Source organism: Janthinobacterium sp. SUN118, from assembly GCF_030397695.1.
GTDB lineage: Bacteria > Pseudomonadota > Gammaproteobacteria > Burkholderiales > Burkholderiaceae_D > Janthinobacterium.
This window is the reverse complement of sequence record NZ_JAPUBV010000003.1, coordinates 381,918-404,438: the sequence shown is the minus strand read 5'-3', so window position 1 is coordinate 404,438 and position 22,521 is coordinate 381,918. Positions and strand designations below refer to the sequence as shown.

Annotated in this window: 23 protein-coding genes and 1 other RNA gene; 9 read left to right on the top strand and 15 right to left on the bottom strand. The window is 61.3% G+C overall.

Translation table 11 applies throughout. From position 1 onward, the window contains the following. Positions 1 to 69: 69 nt before the first annotated feature. The 10 genes from O0880_RS20950 to gyrA all read right to left on the bottom strand — a co-directional run bounded on the left by O0880_RS20950 (position 70) and on the right by gyrA (position 12,163). A complete protein-coding gene (locus tag O0880_RS20950; protein WP_008446215.1) occupies positions 70 to 375 on the bottom strand; it encodes an integration host factor subunit beta in 306 nt (101 codons plus the stop codon). A 17-nt stretch (positions 376 to 392) separates the two neighbouring features. Next, the gene (gene rpsA, locus O0880_RS20945; protein ID WP_071650172.1) at positions 393 to 2,105 is read right to left on the bottom strand and encodes a 30S ribosomal protein S1; all 1,713 of its coding nucleotides are present in this window, start codon (positions 2,103 to 2,105) and stop codon (positions 393 to 395) included. 144 nt (positions 2,106 to 2,249) lie between these two features. Continuing rightward, on the bottom strand, positions 2,250 to 2,918 hold the full coding sequence (gene cmk, locus O0880_RS20940; RefSeq protein ID WP_289888552.1) for a (d)CMP kinase: 669 nt from the start codon (positions 2,916 to 2,918) through the stop codon (positions 2,250 to 2,252). Between the two features lie 91 nt (positions 2,919 to 3,009). After that, positions 3,010 to 4,365 carry a 3-phosphoshikimate 1-carboxyvinyltransferase gene (gene aroA, locus O0880_RS20935; RefSeq protein ID WP_289888551.1) on the bottom strand — a complete coding sequence of 452 codons (1,356 nt, stop codon included), beginning with the start codon at positions 4,363 to 4,365 and terminating at the stop codon, positions 3,010 to 3,012. 18 nt (positions 4,366 to 4,383) lie between these two features. After that, positions 4,384 to 5,292, bottom strand: coding sequence for a prephenate dehydrogenase/arogenate dehydrogenase family protein (locus O0880_RS20930; RefSeq protein ID WP_289888550.1), 909 nt, complete (start codon positions 5,290 to 5,292; stop codon positions 4,384 to 4,386). Between the two features lie 4 nt (positions 5,293 to 5,296). Then, on the bottom strand, positions 5,297 to 6,403 hold the full coding sequence (hisC, locus tag O0880_RS20925; RefSeq protein ID WP_289888549.1) for a histidinol-phosphate transaminase: 1,107 nt from the start codon (positions 6,401 to 6,403) through the stop codon (positions 5,297 to 5,299). A gap of 128 nt (positions 6,404 to 6,531) precedes the next feature. Continuing rightward, a complete protein-coding gene (gene pheA / locus O0880_RS20920) occupies positions 6,532 to 7,602 on the bottom strand; it encodes a prephenate dehydratase (protein ID WP_071324917.1) in 1,071 nt (356 codons plus the stop codon). An 83-nt stretch (positions 7,603 to 7,685) separates the two neighbouring features. Continuing rightward, positions 7,686 to 8,777, bottom strand: a complete 1,092-nt coding sequence (gene serC / locus O0880_RS20915) for a 3-phosphoserine/phosphohydroxythreonine transaminase (protein WP_289888548.1) — start codon at positions 8,775 to 8,777, stop codon at positions 7,686 to 7,688. A gap of 23 nt (positions 8,778 to 8,800) precedes the next feature. Continuing rightward, positions 8,801 to 9,385, bottom strand: coding sequence for a DUF2059 domain-containing protein (locus O0880_RS20910; RefSeq protein WP_071324919.1), 585 nt, complete (start codon positions 9,383 to 9,385; stop codon positions 8,801 to 8,803). Between the two features lie 105 nt (positions 9,386 to 9,490). After that, entirely contained in the window at positions 9,491 to 12,163 is a 2,673-nt protein-coding gene (gene gyrA / locus O0880_RS20905) for a DNA gyrase subunit A (RefSeq protein WP_071324920.1), read from the bottom strand. A 649-nt stretch (positions 12,164 to 12,812) separates the two neighbouring features. Here gyrA and ompA point away from each other — a divergent pair. The 5 genes from ompA (at position 12,813) to O0880_RS20880 (ending at position 16,250) form a co-directional block, all read left to right on the top strand. Further along, on the top strand, positions 12,813 to 13,523 hold the full coding sequence (gene ompA, locus O0880_RS20900; protein WP_034782001.1) for an outer membrane protein OmpA: 711 nt from the start codon (positions 12,813 to 12,815) through the stop codon (positions 13,521 to 13,523). Positions 13,524 to 13,657: 134 nt separating this feature from the next. Further along, positions 13,658 to 14,353, top strand: coding sequence for a bifunctional 2-polyprenyl-6-hydroxyphenol methylase/3-demethylubiquinol 3-O-methyltransferase UbiG (ubiG, locus tag O0880_RS20895; protein ID WP_289888541.1), 696 nt, complete (start codon positions 13,658 to 13,660; stop codon positions 14,351 to 14,353). A gap of 71 nt (positions 14,354 to 14,424) precedes the next feature. Beyond that, on the top strand, positions 14,425 to 15,129 hold the full coding sequence (locus O0880_RS20890) for an HAD-IA family hydrolase (RefSeq protein ID WP_071324922.1): 705 nt from the start codon (positions 14,425 to 14,427) through the stop codon (positions 15,127 to 15,129). An 83-nt stretch (positions 15,130 to 15,212) separates the two neighbouring features. Then, positions 15,213 to 15,573: a transfer-messenger RNA gene (gene ssrA, locus O0880_RS20885) on the top strand. A 374-nt stretch (positions 15,574 to 15,947) separates the two neighbouring features. Then, a complete protein-coding gene (locus tag O0880_RS20880) occupies positions 15,948 to 16,250 on the top strand; it encodes an HNH endonuclease (RefSeq protein WP_289888539.1) in 303 nt (100 codons plus the stop codon). An 11-nt stretch (positions 16,251 to 16,261) separates the two neighbouring features. On the opposite strand, the gene O0880_RS20875 is transcribed toward O0880_RS20880, so the two are convergent. Next, positions 16,262 to 16,681: a hypothetical protein gene (locus tag O0880_RS20875; protein WP_289888538.1), complete on the bottom strand. Its 420-nt coding sequence runs from the start codon at positions 16,679 to 16,681 to the stop codon at positions 16,262 to 16,264. A gap of 470 nt (positions 16,682 to 17,151) precedes the next feature. Next, complete coding sequence (locus O0880_RS20870) at positions 17,152 to 17,514, bottom strand: hypothetical protein (protein WP_289888537.1); 363 nt, start codon at positions 17,512 to 17,514, stop codon at positions 17,152 to 17,154. Between the two features lie 553 nt (positions 17,515 to 18,067). Between O0880_RS20870 and O0880_RS20865 the strand changes: the two genes are divergently transcribed. After that, positions 18,068 to 18,418, top strand: coding sequence for a hypothetical protein (locus O0880_RS20865; protein WP_289888536.1), 351 nt, complete (start codon positions 18,068 to 18,070; stop codon positions 18,416 to 18,418). A 111-nt stretch (positions 18,419 to 18,529) separates the two neighbouring features. Here O0880_RS20865 and O0880_RS20860 read toward each other — a convergent pair whose 3' ends face one another. Next, positions 18,530 to 18,838 carry a hypothetical protein gene (locus O0880_RS20860; protein ID WP_289888535.1) on the bottom strand — a complete coding sequence of 103 codons (309 nt, stop codon included), beginning with the start codon at positions 18,836 to 18,838 and terminating at the stop codon, positions 18,530 to 18,532. A gap of 90 nt (positions 18,839 to 18,928) precedes the next feature. After that, positions 18,929 to 19,171: a hypothetical protein gene (locus tag O0880_RS20855; RefSeq protein WP_071324923.1), complete on the bottom strand. Its 243-nt coding sequence runs from the start codon at positions 19,169 to 19,171 to the stop codon at positions 18,929 to 18,931. 180 nt (positions 19,172 to 19,351) lie between these two features. On the opposite strand from O0880_RS20855, the gene O0880_RS20850 reads away from it, so the two are divergent. The 3 genes from O0880_RS20850 to O0880_RS20840 all read left to right on the top strand — a co-directional run bounded on the left by O0880_RS20850 (position 19,352) and on the right by O0880_RS20840 (position 21,454). Continuing rightward, positions 19,352 to 20,140, top strand: a complete 789-nt coding sequence (locus O0880_RS20850; protein WP_289888534.1) for a hypothetical protein — start codon at positions 19,352 to 19,354, stop codon at positions 20,138 to 20,140. Continuing rightward, the gene (locus O0880_RS20845; RefSeq protein ID WP_289888533.1) at positions 20,137 to 20,379 is read left to right on the top strand and encodes a hypothetical protein; all 243 of its coding nucleotides are present in this window, start codon (positions 20,137 to 20,139) and stop codon (positions 20,377 to 20,379) included. Before O0880_RS20850 ends, O0880_RS20845 begins: the two co-directional genes overlap by 4 nt. A 76-nt stretch (positions 20,380 to 20,455) precedes the next feature. Further along, the gene (locus O0880_RS20840) at positions 20,456 to 21,454 is read left to right on the top strand and encodes an SMP-30/gluconolactonase/LRE family protein (protein ID WP_289888725.1); all 999 of its coding nucleotides are present in this window, start codon (positions 20,456 to 20,458) and stop codon (positions 21,452 to 21,454) included. On the opposite strand, the gene O0880_RS20835 is transcribed toward O0880_RS20840, so the two are convergent. Further along, the gene (locus O0880_RS20835) at positions 21,441 to 22,508 is read right to left on the bottom strand and encodes an SDR family oxidoreductase (protein WP_289888532.1); all 1,068 of its coding nucleotides are present in this window, start codon (positions 22,506 to 22,508) and stop codon (positions 21,441 to 21,443) included. The two genes, O0880_RS20840 and O0880_RS20835, sit on opposite strands and share 14 nt — an antisense overlap. Between the last annotated feature and the right edge of the window lie 13 nt (positions 22,509 to 22,521).

Here is a 22,521-nt window from a genome sequence, read left to right as displayed (position 1 = left end):
CTACAGCATATTAACAAAAAAAAGCGGCATCCAAGGACGCCGCTCTTTGTGTCGCCTTCCAGCAGACGATTAATCCTCGATGATCGGTTGTCCGACCATCGCGTCCACCCGCTCGCGCAACTGTTTGCCCGGCTTGAAGTGGGGCACCCGTTTTTCGGGAACCATCACCTTGTCGCCGGATTTCGGGTTGCGACCGATGCGCGGGGGCCTGCTGTTCAGGGCAAAACTGCCAAAACCGCGGATCTCGATACGTTGACCGGTCGCCAGGGCGTTGGTCATCGCATCGAGAATGGTCTTGACGGCATACTCCGCATCTTTCGCCACCAGCTGAGAATAACGCTCAGCGAGGCGGTTGATCAGCTCGGACTTTGTCATCTGCCGTATCCGCAGTCTTAGTTCTTGTTATCGAACTTAGCTTTCAACAAGGCGCCCAGGCTGGTGGTGCCCGAAGCTGCGTTGTTGTCGGTAGCTGCCATCTTCTGCATGGCTTCCTGGGTTTCAACGTTGTCTTTCGCTTTGATCGACAGTTGGATACCACGGGCTTTGCGGTCGATGTTCAACACCATTGCTTCGACGGTATCGCCGACTTTCAGGTGCGTGCCAGCATCTTCAACGCGGTCGCGCGAGATTTCGGAAGCGCGCAGGTAGCCTTCAACTTCTTCGGACAGTTGGATCACGGCGCCTTTAGGCTCAACCGATTTAACGGTACCGGTTACCAGCGAGCCTTTGTCGTTCATGGCTGCGAAGTTGTTGAATGGGTCACCTTCCAGTTGCTTGACGCCCAGGGAAACGCGCTCGCGCTCAACGTCGATGGCCAGAACGATGGCTTCCAGTTCGTCACCTTTCTTGAAGCGACGCACGGCTTCTTCGCCGGTTTCGGTCCAGGACAGGTCGGACAGGTGCACCAGACCGTCGATGTTGCCAGCCAGGCCGATGAACACGCCGAAGTCGGTGATCGATTTGATCGCGCCGCGGACTTTGTCACCTTTCTTATGGGTCACACCGAAGTCGTCCCATGGGTTGGCTTTGCACTGTTTCATACCCAGCGAGATACGACGACGCTCTTCGTCGATTTCCAGAACCATCACTTCTACTTCGTCGCCCAGTTGGACAACTTTGTTAGGAGCAACGTTTTTGTTCGTCCAGTCCATTTCGGAAACGTGTACCAGACCTTCGATACCCTGTTCCACTTCAACGAACGCGCCGTAGTCGGTCAGGTTCGTTACTTTACCGAACAGACGGGTGCTTTGTGGGTAACGACGGGACAGACCGGTCCAAGGATCGTCGCCCAGTTGTTTCACGCCCAGCGAAACACGGTTTTTCTCTTGATCGTATTTCAGGACTTTGGCGGTGATTTCCTGGCCAACCGTCAACACTTCCGACGGGTGACGTACACGGCGCCATGCCAGGTCGGTGATGTGCAGCAGGCCATCGATACCGCCCAGATCCACGAACGCGCCGTAGTCGGTGATATTTTTGACGACGCCGGTCACGACCGTGCCTTCTTTCAGCGTTTCCATCAGTTTCTGACGCTCTTCGCCCATCGAAGCTTCGATGACGGCGCGGCGGGACAGAACCACGTTGTTACGCTTGCGATCCAGCTTGATCACTTTGAATTCGAGGGTTTTGCCTTCGAATGGGGTGGTGTCTTTGACAGGACGGGTATCAACCAGCGAGCCCGGCAGGAATGCGCGGATGCCGTTGGTCAACACGGTCAGACCGCCTTTGACTTTACCATTGACGGTACCGACGACGATTTCGCCCGATTCCATCGCTTTTTCCAGAGCCAGCCACGAAGCCAGACGCTTGGCTTTATCGCGCGACAGGATGGTATCGCCGAAACCATTTTCCAGCGATTCGATCGCCACGGAAACGAAGTCACCAACTTTGACTTCCAGTTCGCCGTGGTCGTTCTTGAATTCTTCGACAGGGATGAATGCTTCGGATTTGAGGCCAGCGTTCACGATCACGAAATTGTGGTCGAGGCGCACGACTTCAGCGGAAATAACTTCGCCGGAGCGCATATCTTGACGCGACAACGATTCCTCGAAGAGCGCAGCAAAACTTTCCATACCGGTAGATTCGTTAGTTGTAACAGTAGACATAGGGTTCACACAGGTTATCCAGCAGAGATCGCACGATGCGACTTAAACTGGGTTAGGTTTTTGACACACCCGGACAGGCCAGGAGCCGTCACGGGCACCACATAGCAGGCATTACAGATGACATAAAGCACGCTATTTTGCTGCTTATTTTGCTGCCGACGCATACCATTTCAACACGGTTTCAACAGCCTCATCGGCCGTCATTCCCGAGGTATCGAGGACATGCGCCCCTTCCGCGGGGACCAGCGGCGCAATCGCACGGTGAGTATCACGTTCGTCCCGCGCCTGCAAATCCATCAGAAGGTCTTCCATATTAGCAGAAAAACCCTTGTCTATCAATTGCTTGTAGCGCCGTTGCGCGCGCGCCTCGACGCTGGCCGTGAGGAATACCTTCAGCGCGGCATGCGGAAAGATCACCGTCCCCATGTCGCGCCCGTCGGCCACCAGGCCCGGCGTCTTGCGAAAGCCCAGCTGCAAGCCCACGAGGGCGTGGCGCACAGTTGGCAAAACAGCAATTTTAGACGCCGTATTGCCCACTTCTTCGGCACGGATCTGCTCGGTGACGTTTTCATGCGCGAGCAGGATTTCGCCGCCGGCGAAGTGGCATGGCAGGTGTTCGGCCAGCTTGGCCAGCGCGTGTTCGTCGCGCAAGTCCGTGCCCCGGCGCAGCGCCGACAGGGCCGTCAGGCGGTACAGCGCGCCGGAATCGAGGTAATGAAAGCCGAGCTTGTCGGCCACGCGGTGCGCCACCGTGCCCTTGCCTGAAGCGGTGGGGCCGTCGATGGCGATGACTGGGATGTTGGAGTTCGGCATAGTTTTGTCACAATAAAAAGACTGAACCCCGAAGCGGCGCCGGGGTCGGCCCCTCAGGGTCCGACCCCAGGTTTCACCTGGGGTTACCTGGTTAAATCAAAGTATCCTTGGCAATCCCCGCGAATGCGGCGAAATACTCGGGGAAGGTCTTGGCCACGCATTTCGGGTCGTTGATGCGCATCTCGTTGCCGCGGCGCGCGGCGCCGTCCAGCGAGGCGAGCGAAAAGCACATGGCCATGCGGTGGTCGTCATACGTGTCGATGGTGGCTGGCTGGATCTCGGCCGGCGGCGTCACGCGCAGGTAGTCGGCCCCCTCTTCCACGTCCGCGCCGAGCTTGCGCAATTCCGTCGCCATGGCGGCCAGGCGGTCCGTTTCCTTCACCCTCCAGCTGGCGATATTGCGCAGGGTACTCGTGCCGTCCGCGTACAGGGCAGCCACGGCGATCGTCATGGCGGCGTCGGGAATGTGGTTGAAATCCATGTCGACGGCTTTCAATACGCCGTTCGAACGGGCCTCGATCCAGTTCTCGCCCATGGTGATGGTCGCGCCCATCTGCTGCAAGGCTTCGACGAAACGCACGTCGCCTTGGATGCTGTCGCGCCCCACGCCCTCCACGCGCACGGGACCGCCGCCGATGGCGCCGGCCGCCAGGAAGTACGACGCCGACGAGGCATCGCCCTCGACGTGGATGGTGCCCGGGCTTTGGTACTGCTGGCCCGGCTGCACGGTGAACGACTGCCAGCCGTCATGCTCGACCGTCACGCCGAAGCGGCGCATCAGGTTCAGGGTAATTTCAATGTACGGCTTCGAAATCAGCTCGCCCGTCACGTCGATGGTCACCGCGTGATCGCGCGCCATCAGCGGCGCCACCATCAGCAGGGCCGTCAAGAACTGGCTCGACACGTTGCCGCGCACGGCGATGCGCTGCGCGTGGATATGACCGCGGCGGATGCGCAGCGGCGGGAAACCCCGCTCGCCCGTGTATTCGATCTGCGTGCCGACGGCATTCAGCGCATCGACCAGGTCACCGATGGGACGCTCGTGCATGCGCGACACGCCGTGCAGGGTGTAATCGCCGCCGATGACGGCCAGCGCCGCCGTCAGCGGGCGGATCGCCGTGCCGGCGTTGCCCATGAAGAGGTCCGCCGCGTGGTGCGGGAACACGCCGCCGCAGCCTTCCACGTGGTGGATCTGGTGCGCCGTGGCCGGGTCGCCCTGCAACTCGTCCTGCGTCCATTTCACGCCCAGCGACGTCAGGGCCGTCAGCATGACGAAGGTGTCGTCGGAGGCGAGCAGGTCGACGATCTTCGTCGTACCCTTGGCCAGCGCGGCCAGCAGCAGCACGCGGTTGGAAATGCTTTTCGAGCCGGGCAGGCGCACCGTGCCTGCGGCGTGCATGACCGGCTTCAGGTCGATATGGTGGGGGTATTGCTTGGTTTGCGTCATGCTGGAATCCTTGAATATTTATTGTGCGGGCGCGGCCGGTACTTCTGCCGTTTCGATCGCCTCGATCCATTGCTGCCGGGCGTGCTGGGCGTTCGCATACACGCCTTCGATGGCGGCGCCGTCGCCGGCGGCCAGGTGCGCGCGCAGCGCCGTCAACTGCGCCAGGTAGGCATCCAGTTCATGCAGCAGCGCCGGCTGGTTGGCCAGGCTGATGTCGCGCCACATTTCCGGCGATGAGCCGGCGATGCGCGTAAAGTCGCGAAAGCCGCTGGCCGCGTACTGGAACAGCAGGCCCGCGTGCGGCTTCCTGGCGATGTCGTCGACCAGCGCAAAGGCCAGCAAATGCGGCAGATGGCTGACGGCGGCAAACACCTTGTCGTGTTCTGCGGGCGTCAAGACGTGCAGGATGGCGCCGCAGGCACGCCATGCGGCCGCCACGCGCTCCACGTCGGCCGCGGCATTTTCCGCCAGCGGCGTGAGCACCACTTTCTTGCCTTGATACAAGTCAATGATGGCGGCGTCGGGGCCATTCGTCTCGCGCCCCGCGATCGGATGGCCGGGCACGAATTGCGCCACCTTGCCGCCCAGCGCCGCGCGCGCCGCCGCCACCACGTCGCTTTTCGTGCTGCCCGCGTCGGTGACGATGGTGCCCGGCTGCAGATGCGGCGCGATGGAGGCCAGGATCGCCCCCGTCTGCGCCACGGGCGCGGCCAGCAGCACCAGGTCGGCGCCCGCGATGGCCTCCGCCATGTCGCCGCCGATCTCGTCGATGATGCCCAGCGCCAGGGCGCGCGCCATCGAGGCCGGCGAACGGCCCATGCCGACCACCGTGGCCACCGCGCCCGCATGCTTTAACGCGCGCGCGAACGAGCCGCCGATCAGGCCCACGCCGAAGATGACGACCTTTTTCAGTGCAGGCGTCGTCATGGCGTCAGGCCAGCGCTTTCGTCAGCGCGGCGATGAAGATCGCGTTTTCCTGCGGCAGGCCGATGGAAATGCGCAGCCATTGCGGCAAGCCATAGCTGCCCACGGGGCGCACGATCACGCCCTGCTTGAGCAGCGCCAGGTTGACGCGCGCGCCGGCGCCGTCGTCCTCGCCCACCTTCACCAGCACGAAATTGCCGTGCGACGGCACGTATTCCAGGCCCAGTTGCGTGAACGCTTCCGTGAACTGCCGGTAGCCGGCCGCGTTGTTGCGCGCGCTCTTCTCGAGGAATTCCTTGTCGTTCAGGGCGGCGATGGCTGCCGCCTGCGCCATCGAATTGACGTTGAATGGCTGGCGGATGCGGTTCATCAGGTCCGTCAGCGCCGGCTGGGCGATGGCGAAACCGACGCGCAGGCCGGCCAGGCCATAGGCCTTCGACAGGGTGCGCGAGACCACCAGGTTCGGATACTGGCGCACCCACGCCGTCGACTCGTACTGGTCGCCGGCCGACAGGAATTCGTTGTAGGCCTCGTCGAGCACGACGACGACATGCTGCGGCACCTTTTGCAGGAAGGCTTCGAGCTGCGCGGCCGACAGGAAGGTGCCGGTCGGGTTGTTCGGGTTGGCGATGAAGACCAGGCGCGTGTCGTCGGCGATTGCCGCCGCCATGGCGTCGAGGTCATGGCCATAGGCTTGCGCCGGCACGACGATGTGGCGCGCGCCCAGGCCTTGCGTGGCCAGCGCATACACGGCGAACGAGTACTGCGAATAAACGACGGACTGGCCGTGTTCGACAAACGCGTGCGCGGCGATTTCCAGGATGTCGTTGCTGCCGTTGCCCAGCGTGATCCAGTCGGCCGGCACGTCATAGCGCTGCGACAGCACGGCTTTCAGGTCGAAGCCGTTGGCATCCGGGTAGCGGCCCAGGTCATCGATGGCGGCGATCATCGCCTGCTTGGCCGATTCCGGCATGCCGTACGGGTTTTCATTCGACGCCAGCTTGACGATGGATGCCTCGTCGAGGCCGAATTCGCGCGCGACTTCGGCGATCGGTTTGCCGCTCTGGTAAGGGGCGATGGCGCGGACGTATTCTGGACCGATATTTTTAGACATGGTGTTCTTTAAAAGTTGGTGAATGATTAGGCTGGTGGCTCTTGCCGGGTTACGCTGCGCTAACCCAACCTACAGCTTATTGTAGGTCGGATTAGGCCGCAGGCCGTAATCCGACACCACCGTTGGCGTCACAGACTGACCGGATACGACCCCAGCACCTTGAAGAAAGCCGCATTGCCCTGCAACTCCGCCAGCGCCTGGGCCACGGCCGCGTCGTGCACGTGACCTTCCACGTCGACATAGAAATAATACTCCCAGCTGCCCATGCGCGCCGGACGCGACTCGAAGCGCGTCATCGACACGCCGTGCTTCGCCAGGGGCGCCAGCAGCTGGTACACGGCGCCGGCCTTGTTCGGCACGGCCAGCACCAGCGAGGTCTGGTCCTTGCCCGACGGCGCCGTCTGCAGCGTCCCCACGACGGCAAAGCGCGTGCGGTTGTGCGGGTCGTCCTGGATATGGCCCTTGACCACGCCCAGCTTGTACTGCGCGCCCGCCAGTTCGCTGGCGATCGCCGCCACCGTCGGATCGTCGCCGGCCATGCGCGCCGCTTCCGCGTTCGAGGCCACGGCATGGCGCGCGATGTGCGGGTAATTCTGGTTCAGCCACACCTGGCACTGGGCCAGCGCCTGCGAATGGGCGCAGATGGAAGTGATGCCATCCATGTTGCCGCTCTTCGTCATCAGGCTGTGGTGCACGGCAATCGCCACTTCGCCGCTGATGATAAGGCTGGTCTGCAGCATCATGTCCAGCGTGCGGTTGACGGCGCCTTCCGAGGAATTCTCGATCGGCACCACGCCGAAATCGGCCGTCCCCGCTTCGGCGGAGCGGAATACCTCGTCGATGGAGGCGCATGGCAAGCCTTCGACCGCGCTGCCGAACTGCTGGTACACGGCCTGCTCGCTGAAGGTGCCGGCCGGGCCAAGATACGCCACGGTGACGCGCTTTTCCAGCGAGCGGCAGGACGACATGATTTCGCGGAAGATGGTCTGCACTTCGCGGTCGCCCATGGGGCCGGGATTGCGCTCGGCAACGCCGCGCAGCACTTGCGCTTCGCGCTCGGGACGGAAGACAGGCGCCTGCGTCTCGGCCTTCACGTGGCCCACCTGCTGGGCGATCTGCGCGCGGCGGTTCAGCAGTTCGAGGATTTGCGCGTCGATCGCATCGATCTGTTCGCGCAGCGGTTTCAATTTATCGGTCATGGTTGGTTTGTTTCGTCAGCTGTACTTCAATCATTGCCGCGCGGCCTGCGCCGGCGGCGGGCCGGCGCGGTCGGTTATGCGACTCAGCGTCCGGCAAACTCGTTCAAATAGTTGACCAGGGCTTGCACGCCCTCGATCGGCATCGCGTTATAGATCGATGCACGCATGCCGCCGACGGACTTGTGGCCCTTCAGCTGCAGCAGGCCGCGCTGCTTCGCGCCGGCCAGGAATGCGTCGTTCATACTCTCGTCGCGCAGATAGAACGGGATGGTCATGCGCGAGCGGTATGCGGGAGCGACCCGGTTCTGGTAGAAGTCGTCCGCATCGAGCGCCGCGTACAGCAGCGCCGCTTTCTCAATATTACGCTGTTCCATGGCTGCAACGCCACCTTGCCGTTTCAGCCACTGGAAAACCAGGCCGGCGATATAGATGCCGTAGGTGGGCGGGGTGTTGTACATCGACTCATGTTCGGCCACGATGGACCAGTCGAAGGCCGACGGGCAAATCGGCAGCGCCTTGCCCAGCAAGTCTTCGCGCACGATGACCACGGTGAGGCCGGCCGGACCGATATTTTTCTGCGCGCCGCCGAAGATCACGCCATATTGCGATACATCAATAACGCGCGACAGGATGTGCGAGGACATGTCGGCCACGATGGTGGTGCCAGCCGGCACCTGCGGCGCCTGCTGGAATTCCACGCCGTCGATGGTTTCATTGGTGCAGATGTGCAGGTAGGCGGCGCCCGGCGTCAGCTTCCACTCGGCCACTGGCGGCACGCCCGTGAAACCGGCGGCCTGCGACGAGGCGGCCACGTTGACGGTGGCGTATTTCGCCGCCTCCTTGACCGACTTGCCCGACCAGGAGCCCGTATGCACGAAGTCGACGGTGGCCGGCTGCGTGGCGCCATGGCCCACCAGGTTCATCGGGATGATGGCGTTCTCGCCCAGGCCGCCGCCCTGCAGGAACAGGATCTTGTAGTTATCGGGCACGGCCAGCAATTCGCGCAGGTCGGCGACGGCTTGCTGGTAGATGGAGATGAATTCGGGACCACGGTGGCTCATTTCCATCACCGACATGCCGCTGCCATGCCAGTCCTGCATTTCCGCGGCGGCTTGCGCCAGCACTTCCTTGGGCAGCACGGCCGGTCCGGCGGAGAAATTGTAGATATGGGTCACGATACGGTCCTTGGTAAATGGGATTATTGGGGCGATTGCGTGGCCGCCCGTATGACCTGGTCGAGCACTGCATTCACGCGCGGGATCAGCACGCGCTGGCTGATGGCCATCGATTCAGCCGACAGCTGCGGCATGGTCGCCAGCATCTTGCGGCCCAGCGGCGTCTTGTAGAACGCCGTCAGCTGCTCGACTTCCGGCACCGTGTAGTAGCGCGCGTACAGGGGCACCATCTCGGCGCTCAGTTCATCGATCAGGGTCGGATCGGCCAGCACCTGCGTCAGGGTGGCGACGGCAAGGGGGATTTCTTCCTCGGCGCTGGCCAGCGCGCGCGCCTTGCGCTTCTCGTCCAGGTTCGGGTTCGTGCCGATTTGCTGCAGGGCCGACTGGCGGATCATGGCCGGCACCGATTGCAGCATCTGGTCGAAGATGTTGCGCGTCAGTTGCGGGAACTGCATCGCATCGAGCATGCGCCGCACGGCCACCGTCATGGCGGGGCTGGGCGCGGCCTGGCGGGCGGGCGTCGCTTGCGCATTCTGCGCCAGGACCGGCAGGGTCGCAAGGAATGCCAGCGAGAACGCGGCGAAGAAGGTGGCGACGATTTTTCTCATGGTATTCGGGACTTTACAAAAGCGGGGGCATACGTGGTTACGCTGGCTGGCGCCGAAAGTGGCACGCCAACAGCAATTGGGGCTCCCGAAAGAGCCCCAATCTTCTTACTCCGGCTGGTCCGGATCGGCTGGTTCAGCCGCCGGCGCGGCCGCGGCGTCCACGCCCGCCTCCGTCGTCAGCTCGACTTCGTCGATATCCGTCTCCACCACGCGCTGCAGGCCGGACAGCTTGGTGCCATCCTCCACGGCGATCAGGGTCACGCCCTGCGTCGCGCGGCCCATCTCGCGGATTTCCGACACGCGGGTACGAATCAGGACGCCACCGGTGGTGATCAGCATGATTTCATCGGTGGTGTCGACCAGGGTCGCGGCAACCACCTTGCCATTGCGCTCGCTGGTCTGGATGGCGATCATGCCTTTCGTGCCACGGCCATGGCGCGTGTACTCGGTGATCGGCGTACGCTTGCCGTAACCGTTTTCGGTCGCCGTCAGCACCGACTGCTGCTCGTTCTCGGCCACCAGCAGGGCGATCACGTGCTGGCCTTCTTCCAGGTTCATGCCGCGCACGCCGCGCGCCGTGCGGCCCATCGGACGCACATCGTTTTCGTCGAAGCGCACTGCCTTGCCCGAATCGGAGAACAGCATCACGTCGTGCTGGCCGTCGGTCAGCGCCGCGCCGATCAGGAAGTCGCCGTCGTCCAGGTCGACCGCGATGATGCCGGCCTTGCGTGGATTGCTGAAGTCCTTCAGCGGCGTTTTCTTGACGGTGCCCAGGCTGGTCGACATGAACACGTAATGGTCTTCGGGGAACGTGCGGTTCTCGCCCGACAGCGGCAGGATCACGGTGATCTTTTCGTTGTCCTGCAGCGGGAACATGTTGACGATCGGCTTGCCGCGCGAATTGCGCGAGCCTTGCGGCACTTCCCACACCTTCAGCCAGTACATGCGGCCACGATCCGAGAAGCACAGGATGTAGTCGTGCGTATTGGCGATGAACAGCTGGTCGATCCAGTCTTCCTCTTTCGTCGCCATCGCCTGCTTGCCGCGGCCGCCGCGTTTTTGCGCGCGGTATTCGGTGATCGGCTGCGCCTTCATGTAGCCGGTGTGCGACAGGGTCACGACCATGTCCTGCGGCGTGATCAGGTCTTCCGTTTCCAGGTCGGTGGCATTGAGTTCGATCTGCGAGCGGCGCACGTCCTTGTTGCCGGCGCCGTATTCGTTCATGGCCAGCGTCATTTCATCGGTGATGATGATGGTGACGCGTTCCGGCTTGGCCAGGATGTCGAGCAAGTCGGCGATGTGCGCCATGATTTCCTTGTACTCGTTGACGATCTTGTCCTGTTCCAGACCGGTCAGGCGCTGCAGACGCATCTGCAGGATTTCCTGCGCCTGGTCGTCCGACAGCTTGTACAGGCCATCGGCCTGCATGCCGTAATGCTTCGGCAGGTTTTCCGGACGGTAGGCATCGACGCCGCCTGGCGTCGTGCCGTCGCCCGTACGGGCCAGCATTTCGCGCACGACGGACGAATCCCACGGGCGCGCCATCAGCTCGACCTTGGCGATCGGCGGCGTCGGCGCGGCCTTGATGATGGCGATGAAGTCATCGATATTGGCCAGCGCGACAGCCAGGCCTTCGAGCACGTGGCCGCGTTCGCGCGCCTTGCGCAGTTCGAACACGGTGCGGCGCGTCACCACTTCGCGGCGGTGCGACAGGAAGCATTGCAGCATCTGCTTCAGGTTCAGCAGCTTCGGCTGGCCATCGACGAGGGCCACCATGTTCATGCCGAAGGTGTCTTGCAACTGGGTTTGCTTGTACAGATTGTTCAGCACCACTTCCGGCACTTCGCCGCGTTTCAGCTCGATCACCACGCGCATGCCCGATTTGTCGGACTCGTCGCGGATGTCGGAAATGCCGTCCAGCTTCTTGTCGCGCACGTTTTCGGCGATGCGTTCCAGCAAGGACTTCTTGTTGACCTGGAATGGCAGCTCGTCGACGATGATGGCGATGCGGCCGCCGTCCTTGCCGTATTCCTCGAAGTGCGTCTTGGCGCGCATGACCACGCGGCCGCGGCCCGTGCGGTAGCCGTCGCGCACGCCCGAGACGCCATAGATGATGCCGGCGGTGGGGAAATCGGGCGCCGGGATCAGTTCGATCAGTTCATCGATCGTGCAGTCCGGGTTGCGCAGCACGTGCAGGGCGCCGTTGATGACTTCGGTAATATTGTGTGGCGGAATGTTCGTCGCCATGCCGACCGCGATGCCGGAAGAACCGTTGATCAGCAGGTTCGGGATACGCGTCGGCAAGACCGTCGGTTCCTTTTCCTTGCCGTCATAGTTGGGCTGGAAGTCGACGGTATCTTTATCGATATCGGCCAGCAATTCGCTGGCGATCTTGTCCAGGCGGCACTCGGTGTAACGCATCGCCGCGGCGCCATCGCCGTCGACGGAGCCAAAGTTACCCTGGCCGTCGATGAGCATGTAGCGCAGCGAAAAATCTTGCGCCATGCGCACCAAGGTGTCGTAGATCGAGGCGTCGCCGTGGGGATGGTACTTACCCATGGTTTCGCCGACCACGCGGGCGCACTTGACGTAAGGGCGGTTCCACACGTTGTTCATTTCATGCATCGCGAACAAGACGCGGCGGTGCACTGGCTTCAAGCCATCGCGCGCATCCGGCAAGGCGCGCCCGACGATCACGCTCATGGCGTAATCGAGGTAGCTCTTGCGCATCTCTTCTTCGAGGGAAATAGGAATTGTTTCTTTTGCGAATTGATCCATTGGCGGTTCGACTGATCTCAGGCTGTGGTTAACTTATCTGCTACGCAATGTATGACGCAATACTGCATATCCTAGGCGGCTGTCGTCGTGGACGCCGCACCGCGCGCTGCTGGCGCGGCCCGGCTTCCATGTCGCAGAGTGTCTGGCAAAAAGTGACGGCGGTGGCACGGTCCGGACTGTACCTCGGTACGTCCCGCCATGCAGCGCCGCCTTGCGCCTCTGCTCAACACTCTTAACAGTCAAGCGCACGATTTTAGCATGCGCGCCCAGCTACCTGTACAAATTGGCCAGACCGGCAAGATTGCCGCTTCGCACCGGCGCTGTGCATGTCCAGGTGTCGATAATGCACAATGGCAATACCAGTTCAAGTCCTCTGCCCTTAAAAGAGGCAAAAAAGCGATCAATTGTTACAGACGCGTTACAAATGGGCATTTTCGTTGCGCAAAAACAACGCGCGGTCTAAAATCGGGCAAGCTTTGATTTAACCACGGTCGTGCGCCCCTGATGCGTGTGGCAAAATGACTGGGAAGTTAATTGCTAGTTTCGCAATCTGAAACGAGCGCATGTGGTCTACATGATAAAATCTCGGCACGTAGCACCAGTAGCGCAGTGTTGTTCTGCGGATATCACCCCCCGAAAGGAAAAAAGAATGAATAAATTTGTAACGCTGTTTTTCGCTGCATCCGCAGTGATTGCTGGCTCGGCTTCGGCCCAAACCCCAACCTCCCCACCGTTCGCGCCAGTTACCACTGACATCAAAGCACCAAGCCCAAAAAGCGCTTACGTGCAAGATGCTCGCGGCGTTATCGTGCGTGACCCATTCGGTCTGTGCTGGCGTACCGGCTACTGGACACCTGCTGACGCGGTGCCAGGTTGCGACGTGCCACTGTGCGTAGAACCAGAAACCCTGCAAGACGGCAAATGCGTGGCCCCACCAGCGCCAGTAGTACCTGCTCCTGCACCAGTCGTGGTCGTACCAGTGCCAGTCGTCGTTGCTCCTACCTCGGAAAAAGTCAGCTTCGCTGCTGATGCATTCTTCGATTTCGACAAAGCTACGCTGAAGCCAGAAGGCAAAGCCAAGCTGGACGAGCTGTCCGCACAACTGGGCGGCATCAACCTGGAAGTCATCATCGCTGTGGGTCACACCGACTCCGTCGGCACCGATGCTTACAACCAAAAACTGTCGGTACGTCGTGCTGATGCTGTCAAAGCCTACCTGGTCACCAAAGGCGTTGAAAGCAACCGCGTGTACACCGAAGGCAAAGGCGAAAAACAACCTGTTGCTGACAACAAAACTGCCGAAGGCCGTGCGAAAAACCGTCGCGTGGAAATCGAAGTTGTTGGTACCCGCAACAAGTAATCGCTGAACCGCTACCCTGGGACTTGCTCCAAGTCATCGCGCAAGTCAAGGACAGCATGAAAAAACCCCGCCACGGCGGGGTTTTTTTTCGTCCGTGGCTGCCCAATTGTAAAATTGCCGCTATTATTCGACCTATGAATGCCGACCCTCTTGAAATCCAAAAATTCAGTGAGCTGGCCCACCGCTGGTGGGACCCCACTTCCGAGTTTCGTCCCCTGCACGAAATTAACCCCCTGCGCCTGGAATGGATCAACGCGAAAGTGCCGCTGGCCGGCAAGCGCGTGATCGACATCGGCTGCGGCGGCGGCATCCTGGCCGAATCGATGGCCCGCAAGGGTGCCGACGTGACGGGCATCGACCTGTCCGAGAAAGCCCTGAAAGTGGCCGACCTGCACAGCCTGGAATCGGGCGCCAAGGTGCGCTACAAGCTGATCGCCGCCGAAGCCATGGCCGACGCAGAGGCGGGCCAGTACGACGTCGTCACCTGCATGGAAATGCTCGAGCACGTGCCGGATCCGGCCGCCATCGTGAAGGCCTGCGCCACCCTGGTCAAACCGGGCGGTCACGTCTTCCTGTCGACCCTGAACCGCAATCCGAAAGCCTATCTGTTTGCCATCCTCGGCGCCGAATACCTGCTGCGCCTGCTGCCCAAAGGCACGCACGACTACGATAAATTCATCACGCCGGCCGAATTGTCGCAATATGTACGCAGCGCCGGCCTCGATGTCAATAGCATGCGCGGCATGGGCTACAATCCGTTGACCAAGATTTACTCGCTTAATAGTGATACCAGCGTCAATTACCTGGTGGCCTGCACCCGGCCCCTGTAATTTCCGCGTCAACCACAAGGCGGCTGCGGCCGCCATTTTTCATCCCGATCCACCTGATTACTGCGCTCGCCATGACCACCGACCACTTGCCAGCCCCGCGCGCCATCCTGTTCGACCTCGACGGCACCCTGGCCGACACCGCCCCCGACCTGGCGGCCGCCATCAACCTGCTGCGCGCGCGCGCCGGCCTGGAACCAACCCCGTACGCCATCCTGCGCCCCACGGCCTCGGCCGGCGCGCGCGGCATGATAGGCGCGTCGTATGGCATCGGTCCCGGCGAAAGCGGCTATGAAGCCCTGAAAGACGGCTTCCTGAACAACTACGAAGCGGCGCTGGCCGTGGAAAGCCGCCTGTTCGACGGCATCCCCGCCATGCTCGACGGCTTGCAGGCGCTGGGCCTGGCCTGGGGCGTCGTCACCAACAAGGCGGCCCGCTTCACCGACCCGCTGGTCGGCCAGATCGGCCTGGGCGCCGCCGGCTGCGTCATCTCGGGCGACACCATGGCGCACCCGAAACCGCACCCCGCCCCCCTGCTGGAAGCGGCGCGCCGCCTGGCACTGGCGCCGGAAGAATGCTGGTACGTGGGCGACGACCTGCGCGACATCCAGGCCGGCCGCGCCGCCGGCATGCGCACGGTGGCCTGCGCCTGGGGCTATTGCGGCCCCGTCGAACCGCAGCACTGGAATGCCGACCACCTGCTGGACACGCCGCAAGCGCTGCTGGAACTGGTCAGCGCGGTGGTGAAGGCGGCGCAGGCGCGCCAGCTGGCGGCATAAAGCTGCCGGCGCGTGAGCCGGCGCGCATCGGCGCGAATGCATCATGCAAGAGTGGACAGATTGCGCTACAATGAAGGTTCTGTGGGGACGACCTGGTTTCGACGTGGGTTGCAAAGCAGCGCAGGGCATACCGAGGGCGGGCTACCTCGTAAATACAACCTGAAAAAACTTAACTGCAAACGATAACTCGTACGCACTGGCAGCTTAATCGCTGTTAGCTCTAGAACACCTCGTCCCTGGGGTGGGCCGTCAAAAGCTCTAGAGTCATTTACAGGGACTCGTCGTATGCTGGGTTACTTAGCGTCCGACTAAATAATAGGTAACTCGCTTGCCCATAACGTGCACATCCGTGCTGGCTGAGTTAAATTAAATGATAGTGCTAAGTATGTAGAACTGTCTGTGGAGTGCTTGCGGACGCGGGTTCGATTCCCGCCGTCTCCACCACTGAATAAATAAAAGGGCTTCCCCGTTTCGGCGGGGAGGCCCTTTTTACTTATTCCATGCGCGCAGAGCGCGGGCGCCGAATCCGCGTCCGGTACGGACGCGGGGGGTTTGTGGGCGACGAGCACTGCTCGTCCGATAGCCGCAAAACCGGGTTGCGCTTGCCAGCGCAACCCTTTCCGATTCTTCTGGCCAGGTTTTACGCCGCAGGCGGTTTTCCCTAATGACAACATCGACCGCTCAGGCCGCGTTCAAATGGCAGGCCTGCCCCTCGCCCGCGCTCGCCCGCTCGACGATCAAATCCATCGGCTGACTGTCATGCAACATTCGGGGCCAATGATATAGTGGCGGCCATGTATTCACTGAAGGAAACTACCATGAAAAACGACGCAACAGCTCGCCCGCCAGCCACCCAAGCACCTGCAAGACTCAGCAAAGGGGACTTCGTCACCGCATTGCGCAAGCTGCTGCAAGAAGAAGGAAAGGCCGGCAAGTCCAGCGTGGACGTACGCGCCGCGACCCTGCACACCGACGTTGGCGTTTATCCGGCGCGCGGCCACTCGATGCCGACCTGTTGCACGGTAATGTATGAAGAGATGCAGCCGGGCGACGAAATACTGCTGACGCCATCCGGCGGCAAAGGACCTACGCTGCTGGTACGGTATAAATTCCCGCGCTGAGAATCGCGGCCTTACGCGACTGGTGGCGACTCAGAGCGCAAATCGGCGCCGTCCGCTTCCACCCCGAAGCGGACGGCGCCAGCCATGAGATCACGCTCGCTTGAATTGGCAAGCAGAACCTTGATTGCCGCCTTAGATTGACCAGCGAGCAAAGCTATCTCAGCGGGAATGACAACCTCGCTCCAAGACAATTCCGCTTCGACGGACACCATCAAATATAGCTCACGGTAGCACCCGTCCAACTCGGCTTTGACCCAAGTAAGGGTGCTCCCTATGGCGTCAAGCGTTACTGGGATAGTGATATATCTGCTTTCATCCGTCGGTCGCATGCCGCCACGACGACATTCGAAGTGAACAGCCATTTGTTCGAAGGTCGGAACATCAATTCCATGCACGACGACAAAATAGGCGAATCGACCATCTTGGCTCATTATAGGAATCACAGGTTTGCAGTCCAGCGCACAGGCCAATCCGTCATCGATGTTAGAGCAGATGAGGGCCGCTTTCGGCCGATTTCCACCTCAAGATCCGGTGCAATTTCCAGGCGTCCAGGCCGCGGCAAGTCGACCGCCATCGTGCCCCTGCACGATGTTATCGATCGCCGCCACCTTTTGGAGAGCAGCCTTTACGTCAAAGCCGTCCCCATCGGCTAAACTCGCGGCCTCATTATGCAAAGCGTAAGCTATATGAGCCGCCAGACGCACCGCCAAGGGCGCGTCATGTTCGGCATCTGGGCAGGAGCTTAATAGCGAGCGTATCTCGGACAGCGCATTCGCAATGAGTTGGACCTCGGGCCTATCCATACTCATCCATTTCTTTCAAAATTCACCAGCCGCTCCTGGCCGGAAGCCGATATCGGCCGATAACTGGATTCGCAAGTGATGCAACGTCATAAAGTCCATTAACCGTCCTGCTTGCGCCTGGTGAAAAGCTGCCAAGCAAACACCACGATGCCTGCAACGACACATCCGGCCAGACTAACGACGACACCAAAAATGTACCACGCCACATCGACTCCGTGACTGTAGAGTGTCCCGACAAATAATCCACTCACCAGCCAGACTGCCACCGCTAATTTAAGCAGAAAGTATTTTACTTTAGCGATGGGGCGACTAAGGCGCATTTGTTGAATAGCGGCCGCCCCCATGACCAAACAAGCCAAACTGGCCGCAATGATCAAGCGTGAAAACGGATACTCCATGTCGCAACCTAACTTGTAGCTGAGCCAGCAGGCCCGGGGATTAAAATTAAGTGCAGCAGCCAATCATCGCCTGCAACGACGCCGCCGGCTTGAGTCTGCACTACGAATTGTACGGCCAGACGAACTGGCGAGTGTCCAAACCCGGTTCTGGCCGATAGCCGCCGTTGCGGGTTGATTGTCTGCATTTCCCAGCAAAACCGTCAAGACGCCTAAAAGTTCTAAGTTCACGGTAGGTGCGATTCCCGCCATCTCCACCACTGAATAAATAAAAGGGCTTTCCCGTTTCGGCGGGGAGGCCCTTTTATTTATTCCATGCATGCAGAACGCGGACAGCGTATCCGCGCCTGCAAGCGCAACCCTCTCCGCTTCTTTTGGCGAACTCTTGCGCCGCAAGCGGTTTTTCTAACTACAACATCACCGGCTCAGGACACGAGCATATGGCGGAACTGCCCCCTGCCGCAGTGACGGTTCCATATCATGCTTGAACAAGCGCTTGGAAAAGCGCTCTTTTCTCCCTCATACTTGCAAGCTGCATCTTGAATAAAAAACTCTTTTAACACGCCTTGTCCATGGTCCATGACCGCGACAAAAAATATATCAACAAGAAAAGGAATACATGCATTCACAATTTCGGCCAGTACGTGGCTACCTGCTCGCTTTGGCTGCGGGACTAGCCTTTTCAATGCCAGTTGCGGCGGAGGGGCCAGGCTGGTCCAGCAACTCCGTCGTGAAAAAGCTCATAGTGACCAGGGATGGCGGCATCAACGTGGAACTGTCACCTGCCCTGACAGGCTGCGTCTCGAATAGCGGCTATGGCGCCAGTTTCGCCTCCATTTATCCCGACCATCCTGGCATTAATCGCATCAAGGCCAGTCTGCTGGCCGCTTATCTCAGCGGAGGCACCGTGAAACTGTACTTCAGTGACAGCACATGCAAGGTGGCAGAAGTCATGCTTGGTGGAGAGTAAGCCGTGCATCGGTGATGGAGTCCCCTTGAACGCCGGTCTCCAAAGGTGCCGGTAGCAGGCCTGCCATTCAGACACAGCCTTCGCATGCAAGAATCATTGCAGCGATATTGCTCACATGGCAGCCGCAAGCAGTACAGTAATAAGCAGACTTGCATGCTGGCTCGCCCATTGGGCAAACTGACCCTCGATCATTGTTCCAGACAAAGTCGCCAAGTGATCTGCGCATTCGATGATTTTTGCCCTTATGCATACACGAAGGTATTGCGAAAAATCGAAGATCCGTGCGCTGATCGGATCGTGTTCATGATCGGCAGCTTGCCGCAGCAATGGCGTTAATTCAGCGTAAGGCGGCATCGCCCCACGCTGGAATTGAAAAACCCGCCGCTTGCCCGAGCTTGCGCGAACGCCGTGGTTTTTCAATACGGGGAGATAGGCGCTGAAAAGCAGACAGCAGCTGCTGCCTGGCGCCCTTTATACGGCGCCAGGTCCTCGAAACCAGCAGCCCGCTCCTTACCGCCTGCTCAACGGCACATACTCGCCCGGCTGCCCCGCCACCTCGAGCGCATCGGCAAACGCCAATAGAAACTTGGCCGGTCCGTGTTCGGAGACCAGCAAGGACGCGCCCTTGTGGCGCAGCAGTTTCAGCACTTCCTGCTGGTGCGCCTGGTATTCGCTGGAGTTGCCGTAAAACGTTTGATACATCTCAAGGGTTTCCATGGCCTTGGCGGCCAGGATAAATTCAGGTTTGTCCATAATATCTCCTCGTCGTTGGTACTGCCAAAGTGCTGCCGAAACCACGAAAAAATCCTGCCAGACGCCCGTGCCGGGCGCAGCGCCTTATGCCAAGCACATCTGCATGTCCATCATACGCCTCAACCCGGCCATTGCGCCGTCCAATCGTGCAACTGGCAGCGTGGCCCCTTACATGGCATCATGCGCGTTGCCCATTCACCCTTGCGACACATGGACCAATATCACTTCCTCGTAGGCGAATTCAAGAAAAATAGCCCCTTTCATCCCGCCGCGGCCAGCGCCCAGCTGTTCGCCTGGTTCGCGCACATCGGCGAAGCCGTCGAGCGCTACGGCAACAAGCGCGGCAAGATCGTCAAGTACTCACAGCGAAATTACGAAAAGATGCTGTTCGCGCCAGAGACCAACAGCATCGGACTGCTTTCGCCGCGTCTCGTGCCGCCCGACGAAGCTTACGAGGCCGTCAACTGCGACGCGCATGCCATGTATTCGTCGGACTCGTCACTGATTCTGTCCATCCGCGCCAGCAAGCTTGCGCTGGCGCCATTGTTCAACGGTGCACGGGCCATACCCGGCCTGTTTGAGCATTGCGAATATGTGTACTGCTACGCTGAAACGCAGGGCTATGGCACCGGCTACGCACTCGGCTACCGGCAGCTCGATGAGGCCCATCCGATGACCTTTGGCGTTCCTTGTCCCGCAAATAACTGGTCCGCCATCCAGCGGCGCGGGCTGCAAGATTCGCACCTGCGCGATGTGTATCCCATCAACGGTTTCACGCAAGCCAGACTCGATGCGCTGCCGCCCGAGCGCCGGCAAGCGCTGCGCGACGCGATGCAGGCGTATGGCCGCTGCGAAGAGCATGCCAGCCTCACCATCTGGTACCTGCAACCCGAGGAGCTGGAAGCGGCCCGCGCCGCGCTGAACGCACACGCCATGCTGGGCGCCTATATCAACCACCGACACCCATGACCACCCATTTATCGCTGCACTGCTATCTGCAGGACGAGGCCGCCGAGCGGCCCCTGCCCTGCTCCGACGTGACCATCCACGCCGACCCGGCCACCCTGCGCGCCATCGCCCATTTTCTGCTGGCCAGCGCGGACGAGTTTGACCAGGAGCAAGAGCGCGCCGGCATGCATGCCCACCTGCAAGATCAATGGGCAGGCTGGCAGGACGATTTTCCCGACCTGGTCGTGGTGGCGGCCTAGGATGAGACATAGACTGGCGCCCCGGCCTGCGCGCGTCGGGTAACATACGCCACCGCTGATTTACAGAGAACACTTGATGCCCCCTACCCGCTACGCCCTGCCGTCGCTGCGTGCCGCCCTGTTGGCCACAGCACTCTCCACCCTGTCCGCCTGCGCCAGCCAGCCCGCGCACGAAGCGCTGTTCCTCGCCACCACGCTGACCCCGGCGCACTCGTTCACCAAGGGTATCGAGGGGCCGGCCGTGGACGCGGATGGGAATATCTATGCCGTCAACTTTGCGAAGCAGCAAACCATCGGTAAGGTGCGGCCGGACGGCAGCGGCGAGGTGTACCTGACCCTGCCCGGCACCAGCATCGCCAACGGCATCCGCTTCGGCAGCCGCGGCCAGATGTACCTGGCCGACTACATGGAACACACGATTTACCTGGTCGACCCGGCCACGCGCGCCCTGTCCATCCACGCGCGCGAGCCGCGCATGACGCAGCCGAACGACATCGCCATCACGCAGGACGACGTGCTGTATGCAAGCGACCCGAACTGGAAGGAAAACACGGGCCGCGTGTGGTGCATCGCGCAGGACGGCACGGTCACGCTGGCGCTCGACACCATGGGCACGGCCAACGGCATCGAAGTGAGCCCCGACGGCAAGATTTTGTACGTGAATGAAAGCGTGCAGCGCAATATCTGGAGGTATGACATCGCTGCGGACGGCGGCCTGACGGGTAAACGCCTGCTGATCAAGTTCGACGATTTCGGCATGGACGGCATGCGCGTGGACGTCGACGGCAACCTGTACGTGACGCGCTACGGCAAGGGCACGGTGGTCAAACTGTCGCCGCAGGGACGCATCCTGCGCGAGATCAGCGTGCCTGGCGCCAAGCCCAGCAACATCACCTTTGGCGGGCCCGATGGACGCACGGCCTACGTGACGGAAGTGGTGCAGGGTCGCCTGCTGCAGTTCCGCGTCGACCGCCCGGGACTCGAATGGCAGCGCGCGCAGCAGCACAAGGCCAATGCGGCGGCAGCGGCAGCAACGCCGCCGCCGGCCGCCGTGGAAAACGTCAGCGCGGAATGATGCGCTCCGCCTTCAGGCGCTCGAACAGATTGAAAAAGGCATCCTGGGTATCCTGGTAGTCGAGGAAGCCCGCCTTGCGGCTCTTGCCCATGTCCGTCATCACTTCCATCGGCCGTCCCAGGTCCGCATCCGTATGCCACCAGGAGGCGAGGCGGCCGATATCGGGCTCCGCCAGGCCATGCTGCTGCGCGATGGCGCGCCACTGCGCGGGCGCATCCTGCATGCGGCCGGCCAGCGGCGCCATCGTCGCGGGCAGATCGGCCGCCGCGACGCCGAAATACGCGGCCAGGCGCGGCCACAGCCACTTCCAGCGGAACACGTCGCCATTGACGATATTGAAGTCCTCGTTGCGCGCGGCCGGGCTGTCGGCCGCCCACGCCAGCTGGCGCGCGATCTGGCCCGCGTCCGTCATGTCGGACAGGCCATGCCACTGCGCGGGCGAACCGGGAAAGACGAAGGGCTGGCCGCTGGCCTTGCACAGGTGCGCATACACGGCCAGGGTCAGGCCCATGTTCATGGCATTGCCCAGCGCGTAGCCGATGATGGTGTGCGGGCGGTGCACGCTCCACGTGAAGCCATACTGCGCGGCCGCCGCGAACAAGCGGTCTTCCTGCTCATAGTAGAAATTATCGACGCTCTGGCGGCCCTGCTCTTCGCGAAACGGCGTGACGGGCACGGCGCCTTGTCCATACGCGTCGAACGGTCCCAGGTAATGCTTGAGGCCCGTCACCAGCGCCGCATGGCGCAGCTGGCCGCCTGGCCCCAGCGCGGCCAGCACATTGGCCACCATGGCGCCGTTGACGCGGATGTTTTCCTGCTCGCTGGCCTGGCGCGCCCAGGCCGTGAAAAAGACGTGGCTGGCATCCATGCCGGCCAGGGCGGCGCTGACCGCCGCGCCATCCGTCGCATCGAATTGCAGCGAGGCGCAGCCGGCCGGCACGGGCGTGCGGCCGCGCGAGACGCCCGTAACGCGCCAGCCTGCGCCCAGCAGATGCGCGGCCAGCTTGCTGCCGATGACGCCGCTGGCGCCGATGATGAGGGCATGTTTTTGCATGGGATAAGCCTCC

What these genes read in the sequence shown, in the direction of transcription:
- O0880_RS20950 (WP_008446215.1), bottom strand. Translation starts at nt 375, where the DNA reads ATGACAAAGTCCGAGCTGATCAACCGCCTCGCTGAGCGTTATTCTCAG.
- rpsA (WP_071650172.1), bottom strand. Translation starts at nt 2,105, where the DNA reads ATGTCTACTGTTACAACTAACGAATCTACCGGTATGGAAAGTTTTGCT.
- cmk (WP_289888552.1), bottom strand. Translation starts at nt 2,918, where the DNA reads ATGCCGAACTCCAACATCCCAGTCATCGCCATCGACGGCCCCACCGCT.
- aroA (WP_289888551.1), bottom strand. Translation starts at nt 4,365, where the DNA reads ATGACGCAAACCAAGCAATACCCCCACCATATCGACCTGAAGCCGGTC.
- O0880_RS20930 (WP_289888550.1), bottom strand. Translation starts at nt 5,292, where the DNA reads ATGACGACGCCTGCACTGAAAAAGGTCGTCATCTTCGGCGTGGGCCTG.
- hisC (WP_289888549.1), bottom strand. Translation starts at nt 6,403, where the DNA reads ATGTCTAAAAATATCGGTCCAGAATACGTCCGCGCCATCGCCCCTTAC.
- pheA (WP_071324917.1), bottom strand. Translation starts at nt 7,602, where the DNA reads ATGACCGATAAATTGAAACCGCTGCGCGAACAGATCGATGCGATCGAC.
- O0880_RS20910 (WP_071324919.1), bottom strand. Translation starts at nt 9,385, where the DNA reads ATGAGAAAAATCGTCGCCACCTTCTTCGCCGCGTTCTCGCTGGCATTC.
- gyrA (WP_071324920.1), bottom strand. Translation starts at nt 12,163, where the DNA reads ATGGATCAATTCGCAAAAGAAACAATTCCTATTTCCCTCGAAGAAGAG.
- ompA (WP_034782001.1), top strand. Translation starts at nt 12,813, where the DNA reads ATGAATAAATTTGTAACGCTGTTTTTCGCTGCATCCGCAGTGATTGCT.
- ubiG (WP_289888541.1), top strand. Translation starts at nt 13,658, where the DNA reads ATGAATGCCGACCCTCTTGAAATCCAAAAATTCAGTGAGCTGGCCCAC.
- O0880_RS20890 (WP_071324922.1), top strand. Translation starts at nt 14,425, where the DNA reads ATGACCACCGACCACTTGCCAGCCCCGCGCGCCATCCTGTTCGACCTC.
- O0880_RS20880 (WP_289888539.1), top strand. Translation starts at nt 15,948, where the DNA reads ATGAAAAACGACGCAACAGCTCGCCCGCCAGCCACCCAAGCACCTGCA.
- O0880_RS20875 (WP_289888538.1), bottom strand. Translation starts at nt 16,681, where the DNA reads ATGAGCCAAGATGGTCGATTCGCCTATTTTGTCGTCGTGCATGGAATT.
- O0880_RS20865 (WP_289888536.1), top strand. Translation starts at nt 18,068, where the DNA reads ATGCATTCACAATTTCGGCCAGTACGTGGCTACCTGCTCGCTTTGGCT.
- O0880_RS20855 (WP_071324923.1), bottom strand. Translation starts at nt 19,171, where the DNA reads ATGGACAAACCTGAATTTATCCTGGCCGCCAAGGCCATGGAAACCCTT.
- O0880_RS20850 (WP_289888534.1), top strand. Translation starts at nt 19,352, where the DNA reads ATGCGCGTTGCCCATTCACCCTTGCGACACATGGACCAATATCACTTC.
- O0880_RS20845 (WP_289888533.1), top strand. Translation starts at nt 20,137, where the DNA reads ATGACCACCCATTTATCGCTGCACTGCTATCTGCAGGACGAGGCCGCC.
- O0880_RS20840 (WP_289888725.1), top strand. Translation starts at nt 20,456, where the DNA reads ATGCCCCCTACCCGCTACGCCCTGCCGTCGCTGCGTGCCGCCCTGTTG.
- O0880_RS20835 (WP_289888532.1), bottom strand. Translation starts at nt 22,508, where the DNA reads ATGCAAAAACATGCCCTCATCATCGGCGCCAGCGGCGTCATCGGCAGC.